Below are 21371 nucleotides of genomic sequence, written 5' to 3'. Positions count from 1 at the left end.
TGAGAATAATTATTTGCATATAATTCTATTTTTATTGCATAATCATCCTGCACGATCAGAGAGGTATCCGATTGAATCGGATATTCAGGCAGTGAAGGCCAGCCCTTCATGAATTAGAGATTACCGGGGAAAGGAGGCTCGTTATGAAGCAGTTTGCAGCCTTAAGCACCAACAACAGACAGCCGTATGGACTGGCAGAATGGATGACATTTGTTATCCCTTCACTTCTTGGGGTTCTGTTATTCATTACTCCCGTCAGCGTCGGTGAACAGTTCACTATTCCTGTTGCGCTGCTGGCATCCGCTTTAAAAAGTTCCATAGGCGACACCATTGCGCCATTAATCACGCTGATCATTATCTTTACCGGATTATTGACTCTGGCAACAAAAGTGTTCAAACCCGGCTTTATCAACCACTCCACTTTCCTGTCAGGTCTGTTTGATGTCAGCCCTGTCTGGTGTTTTGTACGCTTTCTGGGCATGACCTTTGCCATCCTCAGCCTGTTTGAAATGGGACCTGCTGCTATCTGGTCAGAAGACACTGGTGGTATGGTGCTGTTTGACCTGTTACCCACCCTGTTTTCTGTCTTTATTTTTGCCGGCCTGCTGCTGCCGTTATTAATGAACTTCGGCCTGCTGGAACTACTGGGCTCCCTGCTGACAAAAATCATGAGACCGGTGTTTGGACTGCCGGGGCGTGCAGCGATTACCTGTATCGCCTCCTGGCTGGGCGATGGTAGTGTTGGTATTCTGATGACCAGCAAACAGTATGAAACCAGCCATTACACCCAGCGGGAAGCTGCTGTCATTGGCACCACATTCTCGGCGGTTTCCATTACCTTCTCCCTGGTGGTTATTGCTCAGGTGGGACTGGAACACATGTTTGGCCCTTTCTATCTGACAGTCTGCCTGGCAGGCATTGCTGCAGCCATCATCGTTCCAAAGCTGCCCCCTCTGTCCAACAAGAAAGACCTGTACATTACCGGCGAAGTACGTAAAGCAGACAGTGAAGTGATTCCTGCTGGCCAGAGCGCTTTTTTCTGGGGTGTCAGCAATGCCATTAACAAAGCCACTGAGGCCGACAATCATCCTGTTAAAGTACTTAAAGACGGCTTAAAGAATGCCATCGACATGGTGTTTGGCGTGCTGCCAGTTGTGATGGGTATAGGTACTGTTGCCCTGATCACTGCTGAATACACACCTGTTTTTAACTACCTGGGCATGCCTTTCATCCCATTACTGGAACTCCTGCAGATTCCAGAGGCCGAACTGGCTTCCAGAACCATGGTGGTTGGCTTTGCAGATATGTTTGTTCCGTCCATTCTGGCTGCGTCCATCGAAACAGAAATGACACGGTTTGTAATTGCTGCCCTGTCCCTGACACAGCTGATCTATCTGTCTGAAGTCGGCGCTCTGCTGCTGGGTAGCAAGGTGCCAGTCTCCCTGGTCGAACTGTTCATGATCTTTATCCTGAGAACCCTGGTCACCCTGCCAGTGATCGCAGCCATGGCTCACCTTTTCTTCTGAAGCCGAAAAGCACCCTTCTGATAAACGAAAGCCCCTGATCTATGGGGCTTTTTCAGATTTCCACCACAGCATTCAATCTGTAAACTACGACCTTCAGAGGCGGGAAGTGACACCCGCCTGACTTATTTCTTCTCAGGTACCATCCAGTTCATGGAAGCTTTTCTGTCTTCAACCTTTGCCGTTGCCGTTGCCGAAATTGGTGACAAAACCCAGTTGCTCGCCTTTATCCTGGCGACACGTTTCAAAAAGCCTCTGGTTATCTGCCTGGGCATATTTGCCGCTACCATCCTGAATCATGCGGCAGCTGCCTGGGTTGGACAATGGATTGCCGACTGGCTGACCGGAGACATGGGGCGTTACGTTCTCTCAGCGTCGTTTGCGGCTGTCGCTATCTGGATGCTGATACCCGACAAAGTCGAGGCAGAAGAGAGCCGGTTTTACCGTTATGGTCCCTTTGCAGCCACTTTTGTACTGTTTTTTCTGGCAGAAATAGGCGACAAAACCCAGGTGGCTACCGTGCTGCTGGCGGCGATGTATGACAACTACTGGGCAGTGATTATTGGTAGTACGGTGGGAATGATGCTGGCGAATGTGCCAGTGGTTATGATGGGTAAACTCTCTGCCGACAAGCTGCCAATCAAGTGGGTTCACCGATTCAGCGCCTGTCTGTTTCTGGTGTTTGCGGTTTTAACATTAACTCACGGATAGCACTACTGCTCCAAAGGCCGAAGCCACTTCATGGTGGTTGGCTTTGCAGATATGTTTGTTCCGCCTATTCTGGCTCCCTGTTCATCTGAAGCCGCAAATCACTCTTCAGATAAACGAAAGCCCCTTCAAACAGGGGCTTTTTCAGATTTCCACAACAGCGTCCAATCTGTAAACTGCGGCCTTCAAAGGCGGGACATTTCTCCCTTATTTTTTCTCAGGTATCATCCAGTCCATGGAAGCTTTTCTGCCTTTATCTTTGCCGTTGCCATTGCTGAAATCAGCGACAAAACCAAGATAGCTACCGTACAGCCAGAAGCCTGAAGGGGCTGCGGAATTGTCAACCCTTCTCATCCAGCGCACCCATTCAGGAAGTTGAGTATGTACTTTGATTGCGTCAAAATACCTGATGGTACTTTTTTTAAGCATAAATCGTCTGCAAAGACTTTTACATACCGGCGCATTGTCAAAAGTAAATATGTCCTCGGGCCTCAGCTGTTGGAGGTCGACAAAAAGATTGGGGATGCAACCCTCGTGTACCAGACCGATCGTTTTTTCATGCATAACCCCTTTCGTGCCAGCTTTAACAACCCTGCATACTCTGAAGGCGCTTATGGTTTGCGTTCTATCAACGTTTCCGCTTCCTACCGAGATAATTCACTGGGTGCTTTACTGATGTTCATTGCTACTGCCGAAGTTCAGGCTAACAACGGCAAGCACTTGCATATTCTCACACCGACCGAGAAAGCCTGGGGTTTTTATCTTCAGTTTGGCTTTCATCCCGATCCGAAAGTTGTTGCCGCAGCAAGGTTCTTCAGGCCTGGTCAGGTAAGAAGCGATGACCATACTATCATGCCTGGTCATTTAAAAAGCGATGACCATTCTGATGCCGAGTTTGCAAAAAAAATTTTTATGGGCAGGAATTACCTAATCTGGCGGGGTGAGGTTGAGACAGCCCTCGGCTTACTCATAAGGAAAGTAAATTCCGCTTTTGATTTTGATTTTGACCATTAATTTAATAGAACTCAGGATGATTTCGGTTTTAACATTAACTCACGGATAACGCCTTATCGTTCTGGAGGCAGAAGCCACTTAAAGGGTCCGCCTCCATCTGATAACTGAATCAGCGGTCACCGCCAGTACGACGATATTTGGGCTGTTCCTGTCTGACTGGCACAATGTTATTCTTTTTCACATCACGCTTAACCTTGCAATACGCAGGCTGTGGGTCGTGCTCCCACTGACAGGGATTTGGACCATCCCTGGCAATGGCTTGAATGCAAACAGGCTTGTTTGGAAAGCCCGTTTCGAATGACTGATGTTAACGAATTACCGGAACAGCTCCTGCTGTTGTTCTTCAGCCGCTGGCATTCGTTTTAGCGAGTGAGGCAGAAACTTCGTTTCTACAATAAGCCACTGTCCATCCACACGCCGGTAACGGTCCTGGTAAAAACCTCCCAGCTGCTGACTGGCTCCCGTACGCCCGTCAATAGTAAAGTAATACAGCGCCCAGCGGCCACTGGCTTCTTCTCCATCCAGTTCTATTTCCGGATTGGCCCCATGGTGGAGATCGATCACATGAACATGACAGGCCATCTTCTGAAAGACCTCTATAAAGTCATCCCGGTGGGAAAACGTTCCGATAGCGCCGTAATCAATCAGTACCTCACCCCCTGCAAAACACTGACGGATAGCCTCAACGTCTTTCAGGTCACAGCTGTTCAGGTAACGGTGTTTCAGTTGCCTGATCGCTTCAAGATGCTCCAGTTTTTCAATACGCTGTTCCAGACTCATTGAACGGTTTCCTCCAGCGTATCTTCATGAATAACGCTGTTGTAATTGTGCTCCGGACTCCAGAACGCCCGCATGCAAACGATCTTGCCGTCGTCGTTAAAACGCATAAAATCAATGGGTTCTACGACAATGGTCTGGTCGTCATTACGCAAGATGACCCTGAACGGGACTGCGCCTTCGCTGGCAGCGGTTGTCCGCACTGCACCGGTCTGCTCAGCAGACACTTCAACCTGCCCCAGCCCTCCCCGGTAAAAGCTGGCAATGGCATCAATCCCCACATAAGGGTCGGTTCCCACCGGGTCTTCCACCACGGCATCATCAGCATACAACCCAATGATACCCTCAACATCACCCGCATTGAGCAGACGAATATACAACTCCATTTTTTGTCTGATTAGCTCTTTACTGACCATGACATGGTCTCCTTCCATGAATTCATTAAACGACTTCAAACAGGCCGGCAGTGATGATCAGCAAACCGGCAGTATGCCCGTCCGGTAAATACTTCAGAGTACCCGACAGCAAAAAACCATTACCTTCTGCGGTCGCAACACACTGAACGCTGTCGGTACCCCAGCGGTTTGCCGAGGTATACGCCAGAGTGGCTGTCAGGCTGCCTTCTGCAATCTGCGGTAACCACTGCTGTTGCTGCACTTCACTGGCTGCCACCAAAAGGCTGTTCACCCCCAGGCAAACCGTCGAGTAAAACGGCGAACACAACAGGCGCCGCCCCATTTCTTCCAGCAGAATAACCAGATCAACGTAGCCTAGCCCAAGACCGCCATAAGCTTCCGGAACAGGCAATGCCTGCCAGTACATGTCAGTACAGATACGCTCCCATAACGCCGGATCAAAGCCCGTCTCTGTCACCATGGCGGCGCGAACCGCTTCAGAGGTGGAATTATCCTGCAGAAAATTCTCCGCTGAGTCGCGGATCATCTCCTGCTCATCGGTAAAAGCGAACTCCATGGCAGCGCCTCTTGTTCTTCCCAAATAGCGATGGCGATAACTGTGACGGAATTCAAAGGCAGGTTAATCGTTAGAATGGACGATTTGAGGGTGGCTTCCGGCAATGTCCTTTCGCCGGACAAAAATAACATTGTAATCATTCACTGTAGAAAACCAGTTAACCAGACCACTGACTGCAAAAGCAGCGTACTCCCCACCCTGATAATATTGCGAATTAAACCCCATATACATCAGTCCCTGTAAGCGGTGAATACTCCATTTCACAAGCCTGCCATTGTCGAGCAACAATACCTGCCCGGTTTGAAGGTTATAACCGGCAATATTCAGATAGTGCCACCGCAAGGCACCCGATACAACCAGCGGAATAATTCCCTCTCCCCTGTCCAGGTGCGCAGTAATCTGCTGCCACAGATGATTAAAGTTATTTGTGCCGTAGTAAACAAATTCCAGCCCGTGCATGCCTTTGCCGGTTTCAGCGTAAGCATTCATATACTGAGCCAGCCATTCAGGGGGAGCCCCGGTTTTGAGATTCCAGCCAGACAGGCTGGACTGAACAATCTGGGCAACTCTCGGCATCAAGGGCAGATTGTAAACTTTTTTAAAACCATAGGTGTTATAGGACATGGCATCATCGTGCTGATGGTCATGGTAGGTTCCCAGCCCTTTGGGTACTCCAAGGGCAAAACGGGTATACTCAATATTGCTGGTAAACAGCGTTCTGCCTGTCACCAGACTCACTGCCCGGGTCACTGCATTTGGCCCACAGGACCAGCCAGCCAGGTCCTCATACTGAAAGGGGGTAGGAGCCGGAACTGCCATCCCCGACACGATCAGTCGTTCATTGCTGAATCGGTGCCAGCCTGTACCGGCCAACTGGTCTTTCATACGCAGGACTTTATATTCTATCTCCTGAACGCTCTGCTCCCGGGTTAATTCCGGTGCAGGCGGGGGATACTTTAACTGGGGCATACTTGCCAGCGAAACAAAGAACAGCAGTTGTTTTGCAAACCAAGGACTCATTCATCACCTTTCTGTTTTATGACAGTCCTTGTCCTGAAGGATCGCTAAAAAATAGTAGCGCTGAAAAATGGGCTATTTCAAAGTGGAGTTAACACTCTCGGAGGCAGTACACTGTGCTCGCCATTTATTGGCCAGGCAACCTGGGGACTGTGTCCATCAAAATTTTCCAGATAGTGAATTATTTCAGAGGATTTCGTCCAGTCAGACTTTGAAAAGTGAGCATCGGCCAGCTCCACAAAACAGGCTAATTGATTTTTATAATGCTCAAACACACCACATAACTTTCTTGCCTCATCAGCAAATTGACTAATCGTTAAACCCGTAGACTTCAGGTTTGCTGCTACATATACAAAAGCAAGTTTTTTTTGCCACTGTCGCATAGCCTTGTCTGAAGACACCGCCTTTATCTCGTATGCCTTATGCACTCTCTGGTAATGGCCATTGTCTAATTTTGTAAAATCAGTTCTAAACCAGGGAATTTGACACACCTGAGATTCCAGGCAGCTTGTAAACCAGGCTCTTAACTCTTCAGGAATTTTCCGGACTTGCTGACTACTGGCAAGGTAGCGCTTATAAAACATGTATATAAACTCCGCGTGGCTTTCTCTTAAGCCATGATCAGGCTCCGTGAGCAGGCTGAGTTGTTTCCCGTCGTCATAGCCTACAATACGGGCGTAGTGCTTCCATGGTGAAGATTCATAGACTACAAAATGTTTTAACTGGCTTAGCCCTGTTTTCTGTCCAGACAGAAATGCATTGGTGTGACGCACCCAAGCAAAGTCCTTACTAAAAAAGAAAGATTTTCCCTGAGTATAAGGGTCAATAAACTCGTCAGGAGAAATATCAAAAAGGGGAAATAATGGTCTATAGGAATTTTTTTGCAATTTAACAGGATATCTTTTCCCCAGAAGGTCTCCATCAGCATCTATCTCCCAAAAAGGAAGAATGGCAAACACATTTCCCCTGGAAATATAATAATCAGAGACATATTTGCCAAAATTCATAAAAGAGTAATAACTGCTTATTGTATTAATACCATTACTCTCAATCATATCTCGAACGTTTAAAAAGCATTGTTTTGTCTGGTTTATAATCGGCATTACTCCACACAGCATTGCAGACAAATTTGTGATCCTGAGACCATCAATCAATGATTTGTTCAGTAGTAGATCATGAATATCTGATAGAAGTTCTGCGTATCTCCCTCCAAAATTAGAGGATACATTGGACATTTTTTCCATTTTGTCAGGCGCTAAAAAAAACTTATCTTCAGGTAAGATATTATTATTCTCAGAGCCGTTATATAAAATAAAATCACTATAACCATCTTCATCATTTCTGATATACGGCTTATATAAAGGTATAATAAGATCACCCGCACTGAGTCTAACAAAGCATTTCATAGTTATTTTTGAGTCTTTAATAGTGGAGTCATCACCATTTGAAATAATATTATTCAGAAAAGGCTGACACTGATCTCCAAACGTATCCGTATCACTTTTAGCCTGTGAGTTTATATAGTGATAAACAACAATTGCACCGAGAAATAAAACTCCTGTCCAGGCAGCTAAAAAATACTCACCATATTTTACGAAAATAGTATCTTCTCCCATCTGCCTTCGATTGCTGTTAATCTGGTTACTTTGTGATACCTCCTGGCTCGGTTTGGTATTATCATCCGGCAAACTTGATTTACTTGACGCTTCCGCTGCGTTTCTATTATTAAACTGTTTTTTAATATTATTATTTTTCATCAGACCAGAAAGTTCTTTTTCCAGATTCCTAGATGGATCTGCCGAGGCTGAAACAACCGCTAAGCTCCCTAATGTATTTCTCGGGTTAAAAAGATCAACTGTTCTAAGCTGACCAGCGGTTTGTTCTGTTTTATGGCTCAGGTCTTGTGTCCGCTCCTGTTTACTACCTTCATTCTCTTGTTTGGCTTGTTCCCGGGCAAGCTCATCCTGCCGCTTCTTCTCCTCTTCTGCCTGTTTCCGGTCAAGCTCTTCCTGCCGCGCCCTCTCGGCTTCTGCTTGTTTCTGGGCTAGCTCATCCTGCTCACGCTTCTTCTGGTCTTCTGCTTTTTTCCGGGCTAGATCTTCCTGCCGCTTCCTCTCGGCTGCTGCTTGTTTCCGAGCTAGCTCTTTCTGCCGCTTCCTCTCGGCTGCTGCTTTTTCCCGGGCAAGCTTTTCCTGCTGCTTCTTATCGGCTTCTGCTTGTTTCCGGGCTAGCTCATCCTGCCGCTTCTTTTCGGCTGCTACTTTTTCCCGGGCAAGCTTTTCCTGCTGTTTCTTCTCGGCTTCTGCTTGTTTCCGGGCAAGCTCATCCTGCTGCTTCTTCTCGGCTGCTACTTTTTCCCGGGCAAGCTTTTCCTGCTGCTTCTTCTCGGCTTCTGCTTTTTCCCGGGCAAGCTTTTCCTGCTGCTTCTTCTCGGCTTCTGCTTTTTCCCGGGCAAGCTTTTCCTGCTGCTTCTTCTCGGCTTCTGCTTTTTCCCGGGCAAGCTTTTCCTGCTGCTTCTTCTCGGCTTCTGCTTTTTCCCGGGCAAGCTTTTCCTGCTGCTTCTTCTCGGCTTCTGCTTTTTCCAAGGCTAGCTCTTCCTGCTCACGCTTCTTCCTTTCCTTCTCTTTTGCTTTTTGCTGGGCAATTAGCATCTGCCGCTCTTGTTCTCTCTTCTCTTGTTCCTCACGCTCGCCTCTCTCTCTTTCACCCATCAATTTTTGCACTTCACGGTCGGACGAAGTACGGTGACTGCTGCTTTCTTTCTGTTTCTGCTGGTTGTTAGTGCCTTTATGGGAGGGCTTTCCTTCCTTATGGGTAGAGCTTTCCTGAGAATCTTTAATTTGTTGTTTCAGGGAGGCATTCTCTTTCACCAACCTATCTTTTTCTTTTCCTATTTTACTTTTTTCCCTCTTAAGCTTATTTCGCTGTTCTTTTAATTCGTCATTCTGTCCTGACAGATGTTTTAGCTGCTCTGTTTGCTCAGCCAGTTGCTTTAACTGTTCTGTTTTTACAGAATTTTCTTTAACTATCTGCGCGGTTTTATCTTCAAGATCCTTTTGCTGCTGTTTCAATTGTTTAATTTGTTCAGCCAGTTGTTTTAGCTGTTCTGCTTTTTCAGCTTCATTTATAGTTTTTTCTCTTTTATCCTGATCAATTTCATTTTTAAGTATTTGCTGTTGTTCTTTCAGACTGAGGTTTTCCTCTGTTAGCGCCTTCAGCATCTTTGCCTCTTCAGTTTCTTCCTGGGTAGCTTCAGCCCCTATAGGTTGCCCTACTTCGACGAAATTATTCTTTTCTGCTGCCACCCTATTTAGTTGGTACATAGTAGGACGAACCAGATTGGCGTTTACTACAAGAGGAGGTGGATATACAGGCAGAAGATGGGGAGGCTGAGGCATGACTGGTTGATGAAACTGAGGCTGTTGATGCGGATGTTGTAGCAACAGAAGTTGCTGACCTGGAACGGGTTGATTAAGGCTGAATTGGACAGGTTGCACACCTTGCTCTGGAAATAGTACCTGTCTTGGTCCGCTCACTGCCGGATGTTGCAAAGAGACGGCTCGTGAAAAAAATGTCCTGAGAAATGGGGTATTTCTTAAGACGCCTCTTAATCTTTGCCCACCTAATAACAGAGTATTAGATGGGTCATTTGGGCTGGCTTCGGGGGCATTGCCTGAAGCATCATACAAAAAATTATTAACCACAATGGCCACATGCATAATAAACTCATTAACTTGATAAACATTAATTTGTCTAATATCAAATTCTTGAGATATAACAGTAGTAAGAAAATTCAATGCACTATCATGGTATTCTGACTGCATTACAGGTGAATTTATACTGATCAGGTGATCGCCAAGTCTCTTCTTGAGATCCTCTATTGTGATTGATAAAACCGACGTACTAAATAAAGCGATAAAGAAAAACAGTAGATATTTTTTTATCCCTGCTAAATTATAATTTCTTTTCATACCTTGAAAAACTGCCGTATATGAAAGTGAAATCAGTCATTGGTTCGGAAGTTTAGAAGTTATTTTTTATATAGCAATTACAATAGACTCAGTCACTGATACTTTTGTTTCAGGTATTGAAACTATCTATCAAGCCCGGTAGAGCAGCATTTTCATAACAAATAGTCCGGATGCCCCTGAAACCATTTCACCAGCAGCGATTTAAACAACTCCAGTTTGCGCGGAATGACCCGCTGCCTTGCATACACAATATGCAGCTCATGCATCGCCAGCCGGTAGTCTGGTAATACCTGTATCAGCCTGCCCGAATTTAAGTCGTTCTCAATCAGGTAGTAGGGGATACTGGCAATTCCAAATCCATTTAAACAGAGCTTGCGCATCGTCGAATGTCGATTAGCAGATACCAGCCCACTGACGCTGATATCCAGCGAGCGCTCACCGTCAGACAGCTTCCAGTTATTCCAGTTCAGATGACGGCTCTGCAATACACACTCGTGGTCGTGAATATCCAGAGGTGTTTCCGGTATACCATGACGTTCAGCGTATTCAGGCGACACAACCATGGCATTGCGAATCATGCCGACTGGTCTGGCCACCGCATCGAGTGGCAGCAGACTGGTGGTTCGCAGGGCAATATCCTGTTCGCCATTGACAATATCATACGCAGAACTACTGAAATTCAGCTGAACCCTGACTTCAGGACACAGGTCGCGATATTCCGGCAAAATATCCTGTACTACCCGGTCGCCCAGCGTTACCGGACTGGTAAAAGAGATGGTTCCCTGGGCCTGATGGGAAATATCCATGACCTGTTGTTGGGCATTTTGTGCCAGCAAAAAAATCTGCTCGGCCTTTTCATACAAATGACGACCGGCTTCAGTCAGCGTGACACTGCGGGTGGTTCGGTGAAACAGCTGGGTGTTAAAGGCTTCTTCAAGACTGGCAACATGACGACTGACCAGCCCCTTGGACACATCCAGACTATCGGCAGCGGCAGAAAATCCCTTTTTCTGCGCCACATTGTAAAAACTTTCCAGGTGCAACAGGTTCATTATTTTTAGCTTTACAGGTTTAACAGTCTGTTTAGATTCTATTGTTTTTCCGGCAGGAAGCAATCTATACGATAACTTTCAAGGTACTACCAACGACGCCTTCATACTACAACGGGAGAACCATTATGAAAATTGTTGTTATCGGAGCTACCGGAACCATCGGCTCACGCATCGTCAAAGCACTGGAAGGCAAATATGAGGTGATAAAAGTCGGCAAATCCAGTGGCCAATACCGGATGGACATCAGCAACACTCATTCTATTCTCGCCGCGCTGGAAGAGATCAACGCCTTTGATCACCTGATCTGTGCCGCCGGTGATGTCGCATTCAACTCATTCACGAACATGAGTGCTGAAGAGTGGCAGGTCAACCTGTCCAGTAAACTGATGGGACAGGTCAACCTGACCCGGGAGGCTTTGAAATACCTGTCACCCAGAGGTTCCATTACCCTGACTTCCGGGGTTCTCAGTGACCACACGATTGCTACAGGCACAGGTGCCAGCACAGTAAACGGAGCCGTAGAACATTTTGTCAAAGCGGTATCTACAGAGCTGCCCAATGGCATTCGGATTAATGTGGTTAGCCCCAGCCTGCTGCAGGAATCTGTTGACGTTTATGGCGATTTCTTCCCGGGCTATCAGCCAGTGTCCGGAGACCTTGTTGCGAAAGCTTACATTCGTTCAGCACTTGGGGTCGCAACCGGACAGGTATTCAAAGTCCATTAAACCTCCGGGGTACAAACAATAAACTGGCAGCTATCCGATCTGTGTATTAGATTGTTAGCGTTACAAAAGCGCCGGAGATCTGATGCTCGTAATAAAATGGAGCTGCATAGCTGCCAGCCTCTGTGCTGTTATCCTCTTTAGCAGGGTGGCAACTGCTGCCGAAGTGGCCAAACTGGAACATGAGCCTGAATACCTGATTGTCATTGAAAATGACTACCTTGCAAGCGTCGACGCACAGTGCCTTGGTATTCTGGTTGCCCCCCTGTGGCTTATGACACCCAGCGAATGCATTGCTACAAAAGGCAGACAGGTTAAGGTGATCAGCAATGGCAAACCCGTTACTGTGACTATTTCAATCTTAACGACTATCAATGCAGAAGATTCTGCCAATAGCTTCGCCTTACTGAAGCTCGATCATACGCTGGCAGGAAAGAAGCCTGTAAAACTGGCCAATGAAACGCCTCTGAACACGACTATTCCCGAATCAGACTGGTGCTGCATCTTCCTGAGCAAGAACAAAAATGCTCAGACTCTGAATTACCACAAAAGGGCTGTTAAATTCAAACACAAGTCAGCCCAAAAGGATCAGTTCATCGTTACCCCTGCTGAACAAGGAGAAACTCTTCAACTATCTTTCAGAGGAATCAAAGGCAGTGCGTTATTCGATGAACGGGGTCGTCTTCAGGGACTAACGTTCACTGATAGCGGCATGACAAACTCTTACATTCAGGAGTATCGTTTTACATCGGTGGGCTACTATATTAGTTCGATACAATCTGAAATTATCAAATAATCAGGAGCCTGACCAAGAATAGGCTGTCCTCAAGTATCGCTTAATCAATCATTTAGCACTCTCCGTTATAAGTGAAAAAACATACAGATCAGCACAACTAGCGATTGATTATTTGAGTCAGCCTGAAAGAATAGGCGGATTTTTTTTCGTCGAGGTGAAGCTGTTGATTTCTAAAGAATTTTTTCTTAAAGCACTGGGTAATAACAAAGCCGTTCGCACACAGGATATGGAGTTGCTGACTGCATGGTTTGCCTTCCCTGAGCGTGCAGTCACTGCAGAGCAGGTTGCTGAAGTGACCGGTGCCAAGCGAGCATCGCTGATTGTGAATAATCTGGGTAAGCGTATCGCCAGCTTTCTGGACATCGAGCCTGAAGGCACTGCTGCATCCATTCTCGCTCTGGAAGGAACGGTTGGCGAAGCGTCTGCCTGGATCATGCGTGACGAGCTGGCTGCGGCCCTGGTAGAGTCTGGTGCTGTTGCCACTGTAACAGCCAATCTGGAAGAAACCAGAAACGAGGAAGAAGTGGCTGAAATTGACATTGTCGTTGAAAAAGCCGCTACCCCTGCTGAAACTGAGCTGGAGTATGAAGAAGCCGAGCCAGGTTCCCTGAAAGCCGTTCTGATTGAGTACGACCAGAAAGTTGTTCGTGCTGCCTACCCTCAGACACCTCTTGCTAACCGATTGCTCAACCCGGAAATGATCAATGCCCTGGTCAGTGAGCTGCCGGCTAACAAGCGTGTTTACCAGAGAGCAATCTCTGCTGAACTGCGTAAAAAGGTCAGCTCTCAGGAAGCTAACCGATTCCTGCAGCCGGTTCTGAAGTTGTTGAAAGAAAACGCCTGACTGAGCTTTTTATGAAGATTTATGCATCTTCACAGGAAGATGCATAAAATGGCTTTAACACCGAATCAGGGTTATCAGTAATAGCGTCAACGCTATTATTAATGACCCTGTCTTATACCAATTCCGCTTTCTAAATATGACCATGAGCAAGCCATTCTGGATCGCGGGATAATACCCTGAAGGGCATAAAGGCGGAACGACGAGTAATAGCGAGCTATTGCGAGGAGTTCCAACGCAGTTCAGTACTTTTTATTAACGAACCGTTTCTTAACTAACGACCGACAAAAAAGCTGTTGTTTTATTTTTATTCAGTTGCTGCATTTGAACCAGACGTGTTTCTGCCTCGCTAACAATTTGCTCAATCAGCTCTGCACAGGTTGGCAGGTTATCAATAGCTCCGGCAATCTGTCCGGCTGGCAAAACCCCTTCAGATGGTTTGCCATCCACCATGGCTTTCTGGATGACCATGGGGGCATTCGCTGACATCAACGCCTGTGCTGCGGTCATACCGTCATTACTGCGCATTTTCAGAGCCGATGAAACCAGGTCGGTAATGCTGGCGCCCGCGTATTTCCGATAGGCAAGGCCGTTGCCAAATGCCATCAAAAATCGCTTCCAGTTGCCCGCCTTTTCCAGCTTGCCCAGAAACGCATTGCTGATCATTCGTTGCGGCATACCGTCAATGGCTTTACTGACAATGATTTTTGCCGGGTTATTTTCTTCCACATAGCGACTCAGGGTTTGTACCGGAACCGGGCTGTCTGCCGTCATCAGGAACCGGGTTCCCATGGCAATGCCTTCAGCGCCATAAGCCAATGCAGCCACCAGCCCGCGTCCGTCCTTGAAGCCACCCGCCCCAACGACGGGAACATCGACGGCATCAACCACCTGTGGCAGAAGAATGGATGTAGGTACCGACCCTGTATGGCCTCCCCCTTCCCCACCCTGAACCACCACGGCATCAGCGCCCATCTGTACGGCTTTGACCGCATGTTTCAGTGCGCCAACGGTAGGGATACAAACGACATCTGCTTCTTTTAACTGCCCGATCAATGCTTTACCGGGTGAACGGCTGTAGCTGACCGCTTTTACATCGTATTTAATGACCAGCTCAATGATCTCCTGAGCATTGGACTGGTACATATGGAAGTTCACGCCAAAGGGCTGATCAGACAGCACTTTTGTTTCCACAATAGCCTGCTCCATCGCTTCCGGAGGGATCGTCGCCCCTGCCAGAAAGCCGAAGCCTCCCGCATTACCGGTGGAAGCCACCAGTTTTGCATCAGCCACCCAGCCCATGGCGGTCTGGATAATCGGATATTTGCACCCCAGCAGTTCGGTAAGTCGGGTTTGCAATGGCATCAGGATTGCCCCTCCACAGACGCTTTCTCTTTTTCCTGTCCTCTCTGGGAGTCAGCCATTTTTTTGCCATCAAAGCCTGCCAGACGATCACCGGAAACCAGTTCATTATGGGAGTGGGCAAAATGGTGATAGCCAAATGCCATATTCATGGTCGTGCGTTTACCCATCAGGTCTTCAGCGCTATTAATGACCTGCTTGGTCAGCTGTAATCCCAGCCGGGGCATTCTGGCAATACGGCTGGCCACCGCCATGGTTTCCTCTTCCAGAGTTTCCCTGGTCACTACCTTGTTCAACATGCCCATCTGGAAGGCACGTTCAGCGGGCATTCTCTCACCAAGAAACAGGAACTCCTTGGCTATCCGGGGATTCAGTTCATGGACATGAGCAAAGTACTCAACACCGGGAATGCCCATACGCACGACAGGGTCTGAATAAAAGGAGTCATCGGTGGCAATAATCAGGTCGCATACCCAGGCCAGCATCACCCCCCCCGCCACACAGGCACCCTGAACCATGGCAATGGTAGGCTTGGGAATATCCCGCCAGCGGCGGCACATACCCAGATAAACCTCCTGTTCGCGGGTGTAGAGAAATTCACTACCGGGTTTATTCACATGGTCATACCAGAGGCTCGCACGGTCGAAAGTTTTGTCCACATCCCGACCGAGTGTACCAATATCATGGCCTGCTGAGAAATGTTTACCGGCTCCTGCCAGAACAATCACCTTGACACTGTCGTCATCACTGGCACGCAGGAATACCGCATCCAGTGCATAGGTCATCTGTGAATTCTGGGCATTGTTATATTCAGGGCGGTTCATGGTGACAATAGCGATGTCGTCCCGTACCTCATAGAGAACCACATCCTGATTGTTATTATTCGTATCGGTCATGGGAGGGTTCCTCTCGTACTTCTTATTTTATTGGTTATCAACGTCTGCCCGCTGGATTACCTTTTAACTGGCTGGCACGCAGATTATGGGGGTCAAGCTGCTGGATAATACGCAGCTGCTCTTCATCTGGCAGAACCGTTTCTGCTACCTGCTCCGGGATATAAACGTCAAATCCCGTATTTTCCTGAACGTCCTGTACACTGACGCCCGGATGCAGGCTGACCAGCCGTAACTGATGATCAGGCCCCTGCCAGTCCATCACACACAAATCGGTGATAACCAGACGTAAATCCACATCGTCCAGACTATAGCCCCCGGGCAGTCGTTCCCGGTTATAGCCAACAGATGCCACCATGTCGCACTCACCCGCAACAAAGACCCGTTTGTTATGGCCGGGGACAAAAAAACTGTTGGCATGGCTGATGGAGTTACCCGGGAACCCCCGCACCCCCAGCATCTGAACTTTGGGCTGTTCATAAGAACCGCCCAGGGCAGAAATATTTGCCTGCCCATACTGGTCAATCTGGGTCGGGCCAACCATCGCATGACGTTTGCTACTCCAGACATTGTCAAAGATGCGGGAAAAGCCCATCCAGGTTTCGTTCTTCTGTACAAAGTTGTCCGGACGATTGCCAACCGGGTTAGGCTCACTGAGCAGATAAGCCTCGGAATCTGTCATCATCAGATCAGGGTTGAAGGTTTTCATTGCCAGACTGGCAGCCAGTCTGGGAATCAAGCCAATTCCGGTAGCCAGCACTTCGCCATCGTTGCGAAAGGCTTCAGCGCCTGCGCAGATCATCAGTTCTGCCAGTGAAAACTCTTTAGCCGGTGTACTCATAATGCTTCTCCTTAATAAACCGGCGCGGGCAGGCTGCGAATCGCTTCAAGCCCACCGACCCTTTTCTGATATTCTTCTTCTGTCGTATTGCTGATGTACTTGTCATAGTAAACAGCAAAGCCTCCCGCTTTGGCGCTGGCACTGTATTCTTTGAAATGAGGTACATCAAAGCCGTAGAGTGGTGCGCAGGATGATGGGTGAGCGCCACCAGGCATCAGGCTGACACCAGTTGTCGCGGACCGTTCCCAGAACACATAGCGCGACTCTTCAGGGTCGGCAAAATAATCGCTGTCCACCAGTTCATCACAGGTTACAAAGGTCTTGTCTGCTGCCCTGGCAAACCAGTCATCCATATAATGATCGGCTCCCCTGATCTGACAGACTCCACGCTCATCGGCCCGATCAACATGTAACAGTGAAACATCCAGTTTCAGGGCAGGCATGGCGACCCATTCTTTGTCGTCATAAGGGCTGTCAATCACCTTCAGTTCAGGGTTAACTTTAATAACATCCGTTCCCAGGCCAATCCGGGTAGGAATGAAAGGACACCCCCAGGCTGCCGCCCTCAGCCCCAGCAACATCATGCCTTCATCAATTTCCATCACTTCAATCTCACCGTTTTGGCGAGCCTGGCGGAAATACGGTTCCAGGGGGATAAAATCCAGTGATACAAAAGCAAAGACCACTTTTTTCACTTTCCCGGCGGCACAGAGCATGCCCACATCGGCTCCGCCATAGGCGACAATGGTCAGATCCTTCAGGTCTGATCTGAGAATTTCCCGAACCAGCGCCATTGGCTTGCGCCTGGGTCCCCAGCCACCAATACCAATAGTCATACCGTCACGCAGTTCGCCAACGATATCAGCGGTGGTCATGCGTTTATCCATTACAGCTACCCCTTAATCCTGCCTGAAGCCAATGCTGAAATCGTGTCCCCAGTGACTGGTTGCAGTGGTTCCAAACGCAGTATGTTTGTCCCAGTCCATAACCAGACCTTCACTGCCGTATTCCAGGTCGAAACCAGACGGTGTATTCATATAGAACGACACCATATCGTCGTTGATATGGCGACCAAGCGTGGCGGACAGTTTGACGCCATGCGCCTGTTGTCGGTCGAGAGCCCGGCCTACTTCATCTACGTCTTCCACTTCCAGCATCATGTGGACACAGCCTGAGTCACTGGGCATTTCAAAAATCGCCAGTGAATGATGACGTGCGTTGTTACAGTGCAGGAAGTGCAGACGTTTGTCTGGCTCGGCAGGGTCAGGGGTAAAACGGACATTCATCAGGTCAGAAAGACCAAAGCCCATCACATGGGTATAAAACTCACGACAGCGGTCAAACGCAGTGGCGGGCAGAACAACATGCCCCAGCCCCAGCTCTCCGGTAACAAAACCTTTAACACCTGCGGGCGAGACAAAACGGGAGTAGTCGCTGACGGGACCCCAGAAAATTTCATGACGATTCCCTTCCGGGTCCCTGAATTTTGCCAGAGCCTGAACCCTGCGTGCCTGAATCTCTCCCGGCAGAACATCCACGTCAGCCGCTTCAAGTCCGGCAACGGCCTGATCAAAGGCCTGCTGATCAGCCACTTCCCAGCCACTGACGCCAAAACCATCACGATCAGATTTTTCCACTGCAATACGAAAACAACGCTCGTCCAGCTTCAGTAACAGCACGTCGTCGGTGGATTCAGGGGCAATCATCAGTCCCAGAACCTGGATAGCGTATTCCCGCCATTGTTCCAGATCGGTCGATAACGCAGTGACGTAACCCAGACCACGAATGTCCATTTGCCTGCCCTCTTTTTATTCTGTTTTCGACGGGACTGACAGCCCTGTCCGGCGTAAAAACTTTAACTATTGCAAGGGATTAAACCGGACAAACACAAAGGGCATCATCGTCCAATAAGACTAACGGGTTTAGCAGGGGAAGGTCTCAGGAAGCTGTTTTACCGAATTGACGAAAGCACAACAAATTTGGAATTAGAGGCCACCAGCGTGCAATTACCAAACAGTTTTTTCATCAGGCCGTGATAGCCCAGATGACGGTTACCGATGACCCGAAACTCACCGCCTGGTTTCAGCACCTGTTTTGCATCCCGAAACATGCGTTGGGCAATCTGGTCGCCAACGGTGGTCTGCTGATGAAAAGGGGGATTACACAACACGCAGTCGGCGCTATTAGCCGCAAAGCCCTGCAACGCATCATTCACTTTAAAGCTCGCCTGCGCCTCGTTCATGTCGTTCGCCAGCCAGCTTGCCTGCGCAGAGGCCACCGCCATGTGCGACTCGTCAACAAAGGTGATATGCCCCGGATTCTGCATCGCGGTAGCAATGCCGATGATGCCATTACCACAGCCCATATCGATAATATCGCCCTCTATGCCCGTTGGCAGGTGTTCAATAAAAAAGCGGGCTCCAATATCCAGACTGTCTCTGGAAAAGGTGTTGGCATGATTAATCAGCTTAATGCCATTGTGCGGTTTGCGGGCGTTGTCAACCTGCCAGTGCCTGGGGTATTTAGACACTAACGCCTTTCGTTGCAGATCAGTGTCCGCCATCAGCAGGCGCGCTTTTTTCTTCGCCCTGGACAGGCTGGCAGGACCAATTATCTGTTCCAGTTGTTCCAGTGCTGAGTGAGGCAGGTGCTTAACCATGGCTGCCACGATCACTTTGCTGCCTTCATTTAGAAACGGCTTGATCTGAATCAGCTGTTCCCGGAACCAGGATTGATTTTTAGGCAGTTTCATCAGCACCACATCCCACTTCCCATTCCCGCTACTACCTGCAGGTTCAGCCGTTGAAGGAATCACTGAAACAGAAGACACAGGCAGGTTATTCAGCTGTGCATTATGAGTCAGTGCCAGCTCGGCAATATGTGAGTCGGTATACAGGGCAGGCTTATAGTCATGCAGGTTCAGACACAGCGCACCAAAGTTGTCATTACAGACCAGTACATTCTGGTCAGGAGCAGACTTCTGCCGGGCAAATTCGGTAAAGAAATGGTTGAGCAGATACTCATCGGCTGCATCCCAGGCCTGCAGGGTTTCCCGTCGACGCAAAGGGATGCGTTGCAAACTGAGAGTGTGAAAGGGTGAGTTAAAATGAGGGTCAACGACAGACATGCTAAGGACACGCAAAAGCCAGAGTTTACCATATCTGTCACTGCCAGCCTTCAGTACTTGATGAATAATGACCGAAGGCTGGTCGCACCAAAATGATTACATGGATTTTGTAAAAGTACGGGTAATCACGTCACGCTGCTGTTCCGGAGTCAGGGAGTTAAAGCGTACCGCATAGCCAGAAACTCGAATGGTGAGAGATGGGTACTTCTCCGGGTTATCCACAGCATCCTGCAGCATTTCCGCAGACAGAACGTTCACATTCAGATGTTGCCCGCCTTCACGCAGGGACGGCTGCTCCACAGGTACTTCCCGGTATTCAAACTCACCCAGACGACTCAGTTCAACCTGTTCGTCCTGTTCAAAGGCCTGATCACGGGAACACAGACAACGGGCGATGTTATCTTCTTCATCAATCAGCCAGAAAGAGTTCAAAAGAGCTTCATTGTCTGCCCGGGTAATCTGAATTCCTTTTACAGTGCTCATCGCTTACTCCTGATACTTATAAGTATTCATTGCTATAAAGCCAGTAAGCAGGACTATAACAAAGTCATTTTTGAGATAAAACTAAAAATTCATATAATTTGCATGTATTATATTCATATAAATCAATGTGATACGAAATCACACATTAACAATCTCAAACACAATTCTTCACCGCAGGGCAAAGGAGTAAAGCATGCAATGCCACCGTATTAACGAGCTGCTGGAACTGTTGAAAGACGAATGGATGACCAGCCAGAATGACAGCCTGATGACCTTTCTGGGTAAAATGGCTGAAGAAGCCGGTCACAAAGGCGACCTTCGCGCAATGAACGACGACATGCTGATCTATCACCTGAAAATGCGTAGCCGTGACCACCAGGAAATGATCCCCGGTATTGCCAGGGACTGTGTGGACGATTTCAAGTCCGCGATTCTAAAGGCCCGTGGCATCAGCTGAAGAATTTATCGACTCTTTCTGGCAGTCACCGCTATTTCTTATAGACTTCTAATGACGCTTGATCGCTATATTAGGAGTCTCAATATGTCCACAAGACTGGAAGGAGAGGCGCTGGCACCTTTCCTGCATATCATCAGACAATATGAACGCTGTATAAAGGACAAGGATGTAGACGGCATGATGTCCCTGTTCGTGGACGATAACGAACCGCACAGCTTCGGTCTGCACGTCAACCTGAACAGCCGCTCTGACATTGAACAGCGCTATAACGACTACTTCAGCAGTGAAGATGGCTTTGTGTCGGAAACTGAAGCGCCTGTCGTATACCTGTACGGTGAGGCAGCCTGCATGTGTACCCAGCTGAATGTAAAGGGGTACGACCACCCTAAAGTTCGTGTGACAGCATTTCTGGAAAACCATTCAGGAAAGTGGCTGATTCGCCACCAGCATTTCTCTCCCTCTCCGGAATAACCTGAGCAACATTATCTGATTTTTCTGAACATCAACGCACCAGCTGTTCACAAGAAAACCAATACTTTCCTGAAAATCAACCAACCCTTCCCTCGGAAAACCGAAATCAAGCTTTCCATTCAGGTTTTGTTCAGGATGAACAGACTAGTATGCCCGCAAATTTACTGTCCCTACACACCACTGTTTCTATACAGAAAGTGTTTTTACACAGAAGGTGACCCATGTCTTTATTGTTTGATCAATCTTCGGAACCTCCGTCTACGCCGGCGGGCAACAGATAAAGGATCACCTTAAAGACCGCGGTGTTCCTGCCAAGTGTCTGTTGCCTGCCTGAAACCAGAGGT

The 21371-nt window shown here is 48.2% G+C and carries 22 protein-coding genes; 8 read left to right on the top strand and 14 right to left on the bottom strand.

What is annotated here, in order from left to right; genetic code table 11:
* Window positions 1–143 precede the first annotated feature (143 nt).
* Window positions 144–1526 (top strand): YjiH family protein, encoded by a 1383-nt coding sequence (locus V5J35_RS17780; protein ID WP_354008433.1) that lies wholly within the window; start codon window positions 144–146, stop codon window positions 1524–1526.
* 150 nt (window positions 1527–1676) lie between these two features.
* Window positions 1677–2234: a TMEM165/GDT1 family protein gene (locus V5J35_RS17775; RefSeq protein WP_354008432.1), complete on the top strand. Its 558-nt coding sequence runs from the start codon at window positions 1677–1679 to the stop codon at window positions 2232–2234.
* Between the two features lie 204 nt (window positions 2235–2438).
* On the opposite strand, the gene V5J35_RS17770 is transcribed toward V5J35_RS17775, so the two are convergent.
* Complete coding sequence (locus V5J35_RS17770) at window positions 2439–2585, bottom strand: hypothetical protein (protein WP_354008431.1); 147 nt, start codon at window positions 2583–2585, stop codon at window positions 2439–2441.
* A gap of 27 nt (window positions 2586–2612) precedes the next feature.
* Here V5J35_RS17770 and V5J35_RS17765 point away from each other — a divergent pair, with 27 nt between their 5' ends.
* Complete coding sequence (locus V5J35_RS17765) at window positions 2613–3245, top strand: GNAT family N-acetyltransferase (RefSeq protein WP_354008430.1); 633 nt, start codon at window positions 2613–2615, stop codon at window positions 3243–3245.
* A gap of 315 nt (window positions 3246–3560) precedes the next feature.
* Here the strand turns inward: V5J35_RS17765 and V5J35_RS17760 are convergent, their stop codons facing one another.
* From V5J35_RS17760 to V5J35_RS17735, 6 genes are all read right to left on the bottom strand, one after another.
* Window positions 3561–4025: a nuclear transport factor 2 family protein gene (locus V5J35_RS17760; protein WP_354008429.1), complete on the bottom strand. Its 465-nt coding sequence runs from the start codon at window positions 4023–4025 to the stop codon at window positions 3561–3563.
* Window positions 4022–4438, bottom strand: coding sequence for a nuclear transport factor 2 family protein (locus tag V5J35_RS17755; protein WP_354008428.1), 417 nt, complete (start codon window positions 4436–4438; stop codon window positions 4022–4024). Before V5J35_RS17755 ends, V5J35_RS17760 begins: the two co-directional genes overlap by 4 nt.
* 25 nt (window positions 4439–4463) lie before the next feature.
* Window positions 4464–4994: an acyl-CoA dehydrogenase family protein gene (locus tag V5J35_RS17750; protein WP_354008427.1), complete on the bottom strand. Its 531-nt coding sequence runs from the start codon at window positions 4992–4994 to the stop codon at window positions 4464–4466.
* Between the two features lie 63 nt (window positions 4995–5057).
* Complete coding sequence (locus tag V5J35_RS17745) at window positions 5058–6014, bottom strand: hypothetical protein (RefSeq protein ID WP_354008426.1); 957 nt, start codon at window positions 6012–6014, stop codon at window positions 5058–5060.
* Between the two features lie 77 nt (window positions 6015–6091).
* The gene (locus tag V5J35_RS17740; protein ID WP_354008425.1) at window positions 6092–9982 is read right to left on the bottom strand and encodes a hypothetical protein; all 3891 of its coding nucleotides are present in this window, start codon (window positions 9980–9982) and stop codon (window positions 6092–6094) included.
* A 152-nt stretch (window positions 9983–10134) separates the two neighbouring features.
* A complete protein-coding gene (locus V5J35_RS17735; RefSeq protein WP_354008424.1) occupies window positions 10135–11034 on the bottom strand; it encodes a LysR family transcriptional regulator in 900 nt (299 codons plus the stop codon).
* A gap of 125 nt (window positions 11035–11159) precedes the next feature.
* On the opposite strand from V5J35_RS17735, the gene V5J35_RS17730 reads away from it, so the two are divergent.
* From V5J35_RS17730 to V5J35_RS17720, 3 genes are all read left to right on the top strand, one after another.
* Window positions 11160–11759 carry a short chain dehydrogenase gene (locus tag V5J35_RS17730; protein ID WP_354008423.1) on the top strand — a complete coding sequence of 200 codons (600 nt, stop codon included), beginning with the start codon at window positions 11160–11162 and terminating at the stop codon, window positions 11757–11759.
* A gap of 82 nt (window positions 11760–11841) precedes the next feature.
* Window positions 11842–12552, top strand: coding sequence for a hypothetical protein (locus V5J35_RS17725; RefSeq protein WP_354008422.1), 711 nt, complete (start codon window positions 11842–11844; stop codon window positions 12550–12552).
* A gap of 163 nt (window positions 12553–12715) precedes the next feature.
* Window positions 12716–13396, top strand: a complete 681-nt coding sequence (locus V5J35_RS17720; protein ID WP_354008421.1) for a hypothetical protein — start codon at window positions 12716–12718, stop codon at window positions 13394–13396.
* A gap of 267 nt (window positions 13397–13663) precedes the next feature.
* On the opposite strand, the gene V5J35_RS17715 is transcribed toward V5J35_RS17720, so the two are convergent.
* The 7 genes from V5J35_RS17715 to grcA form a co-directional block, all read right to left on the bottom strand.
* Entirely contained in the window at window positions 13664–14758 is a 1095-nt protein-coding gene (locus V5J35_RS17715) for an NAD(P)H-dependent flavin oxidoreductase (RefSeq protein WP_354008420.1), read from the bottom strand.
* Window positions 14758–15651, bottom strand: a complete 894-nt coding sequence (locus V5J35_RS17710) for an enoyl-CoA hydratase (RefSeq protein WP_354008419.1) — start codon at window positions 15649–15651, stop codon at window positions 14758–14760. The genes V5J35_RS17715 and V5J35_RS17710 overlap by 1 nt, the downstream gene beginning before the upstream one ends.
* Before the next feature lie 37 nt (window positions 15652–15688).
* A complete protein-coding gene (locus V5J35_RS17705; RefSeq protein ID WP_354008418.1) occupies window positions 15689–16489 on the bottom strand; it encodes a CoA-transferase subunit beta in 801 nt (266 codons plus the stop codon).
* A gap of 11 nt (window positions 16490–16500) precedes the next feature.
* Window positions 16501–17376 (bottom strand): CoA transferase subunit A, encoded by an 876-nt coding sequence (locus V5J35_RS17700; RefSeq protein WP_354008417.1) that lies wholly within the window; start codon window positions 17374–17376, stop codon window positions 16501–16503.
* Window positions 17377–17388: 12 nt separating this feature from the next.
* Window positions 17389–18282 (bottom strand): VOC family protein, encoded by an 894-nt coding sequence (locus V5J35_RS17695; protein WP_354008416.1) that lies wholly within the window; start codon window positions 18280–18282, stop codon window positions 17389–17391.
* A 158-nt stretch (window positions 18283–18440) separates the two neighbouring features.
* Window positions 18441–19616, bottom strand: a complete 1176-nt coding sequence (locus V5J35_RS17690; protein ID WP_354008415.1) for a methyltransferase — start codon at window positions 19614–19616, stop codon at window positions 18441–18443.
* A 96-nt stretch (window positions 19617–19712) separates the two neighbouring features.
* Window positions 19713–20099 carry an autonomous glycyl radical cofactor GrcA gene (gene grcA / locus V5J35_RS17685; protein ID WP_354008414.1) on the bottom strand — a complete coding sequence of 129 codons (387 nt, stop codon included), beginning with the start codon at window positions 20097–20099 and terminating at the stop codon, window positions 19713–19715.
* Window positions 20100–20292: 193 nt separating this feature from the next.
* On the opposite strand from grcA, the gene V5J35_RS17680 reads away from it, so the two are divergent.
* Both V5J35_RS17680 and V5J35_RS17675 read left to right on the top strand, forming a co-directional pair.
* Window positions 20293–20556 (top strand): YihD family protein, encoded by a 264-nt coding sequence (locus tag V5J35_RS17680; RefSeq protein ID WP_354008413.1) that lies wholly within the window; start codon window positions 20293–20295, stop codon window positions 20554–20556.
* 84 nt (window positions 20557–20640) lie between these two features.
* Window positions 20641–21027 carry a YybH family protein gene (locus V5J35_RS17675; protein WP_354008412.1) on the top strand — a complete coding sequence of 129 codons (387 nt, stop codon included), beginning with the start codon at window positions 20641–20643 and terminating at the stop codon, window positions 21025–21027.
* Window positions 21028–21371: the final 344 nt, after the last annotated feature.

This window comes from Endozoicomonas sp. NE40 (genome assembly GCF_040549045.1).
GTDB lineage: Bacteria > Pseudomonadota > Gammaproteobacteria > Pseudomonadales > Endozoicomonadaceae > Endozoicomonas_A > Endozoicomonas_A lisbonensis.
Note: the sequence above shows the minus strand (reverse complement) of the source record. Positions and strands in the feature narration are given on the sequence as shown.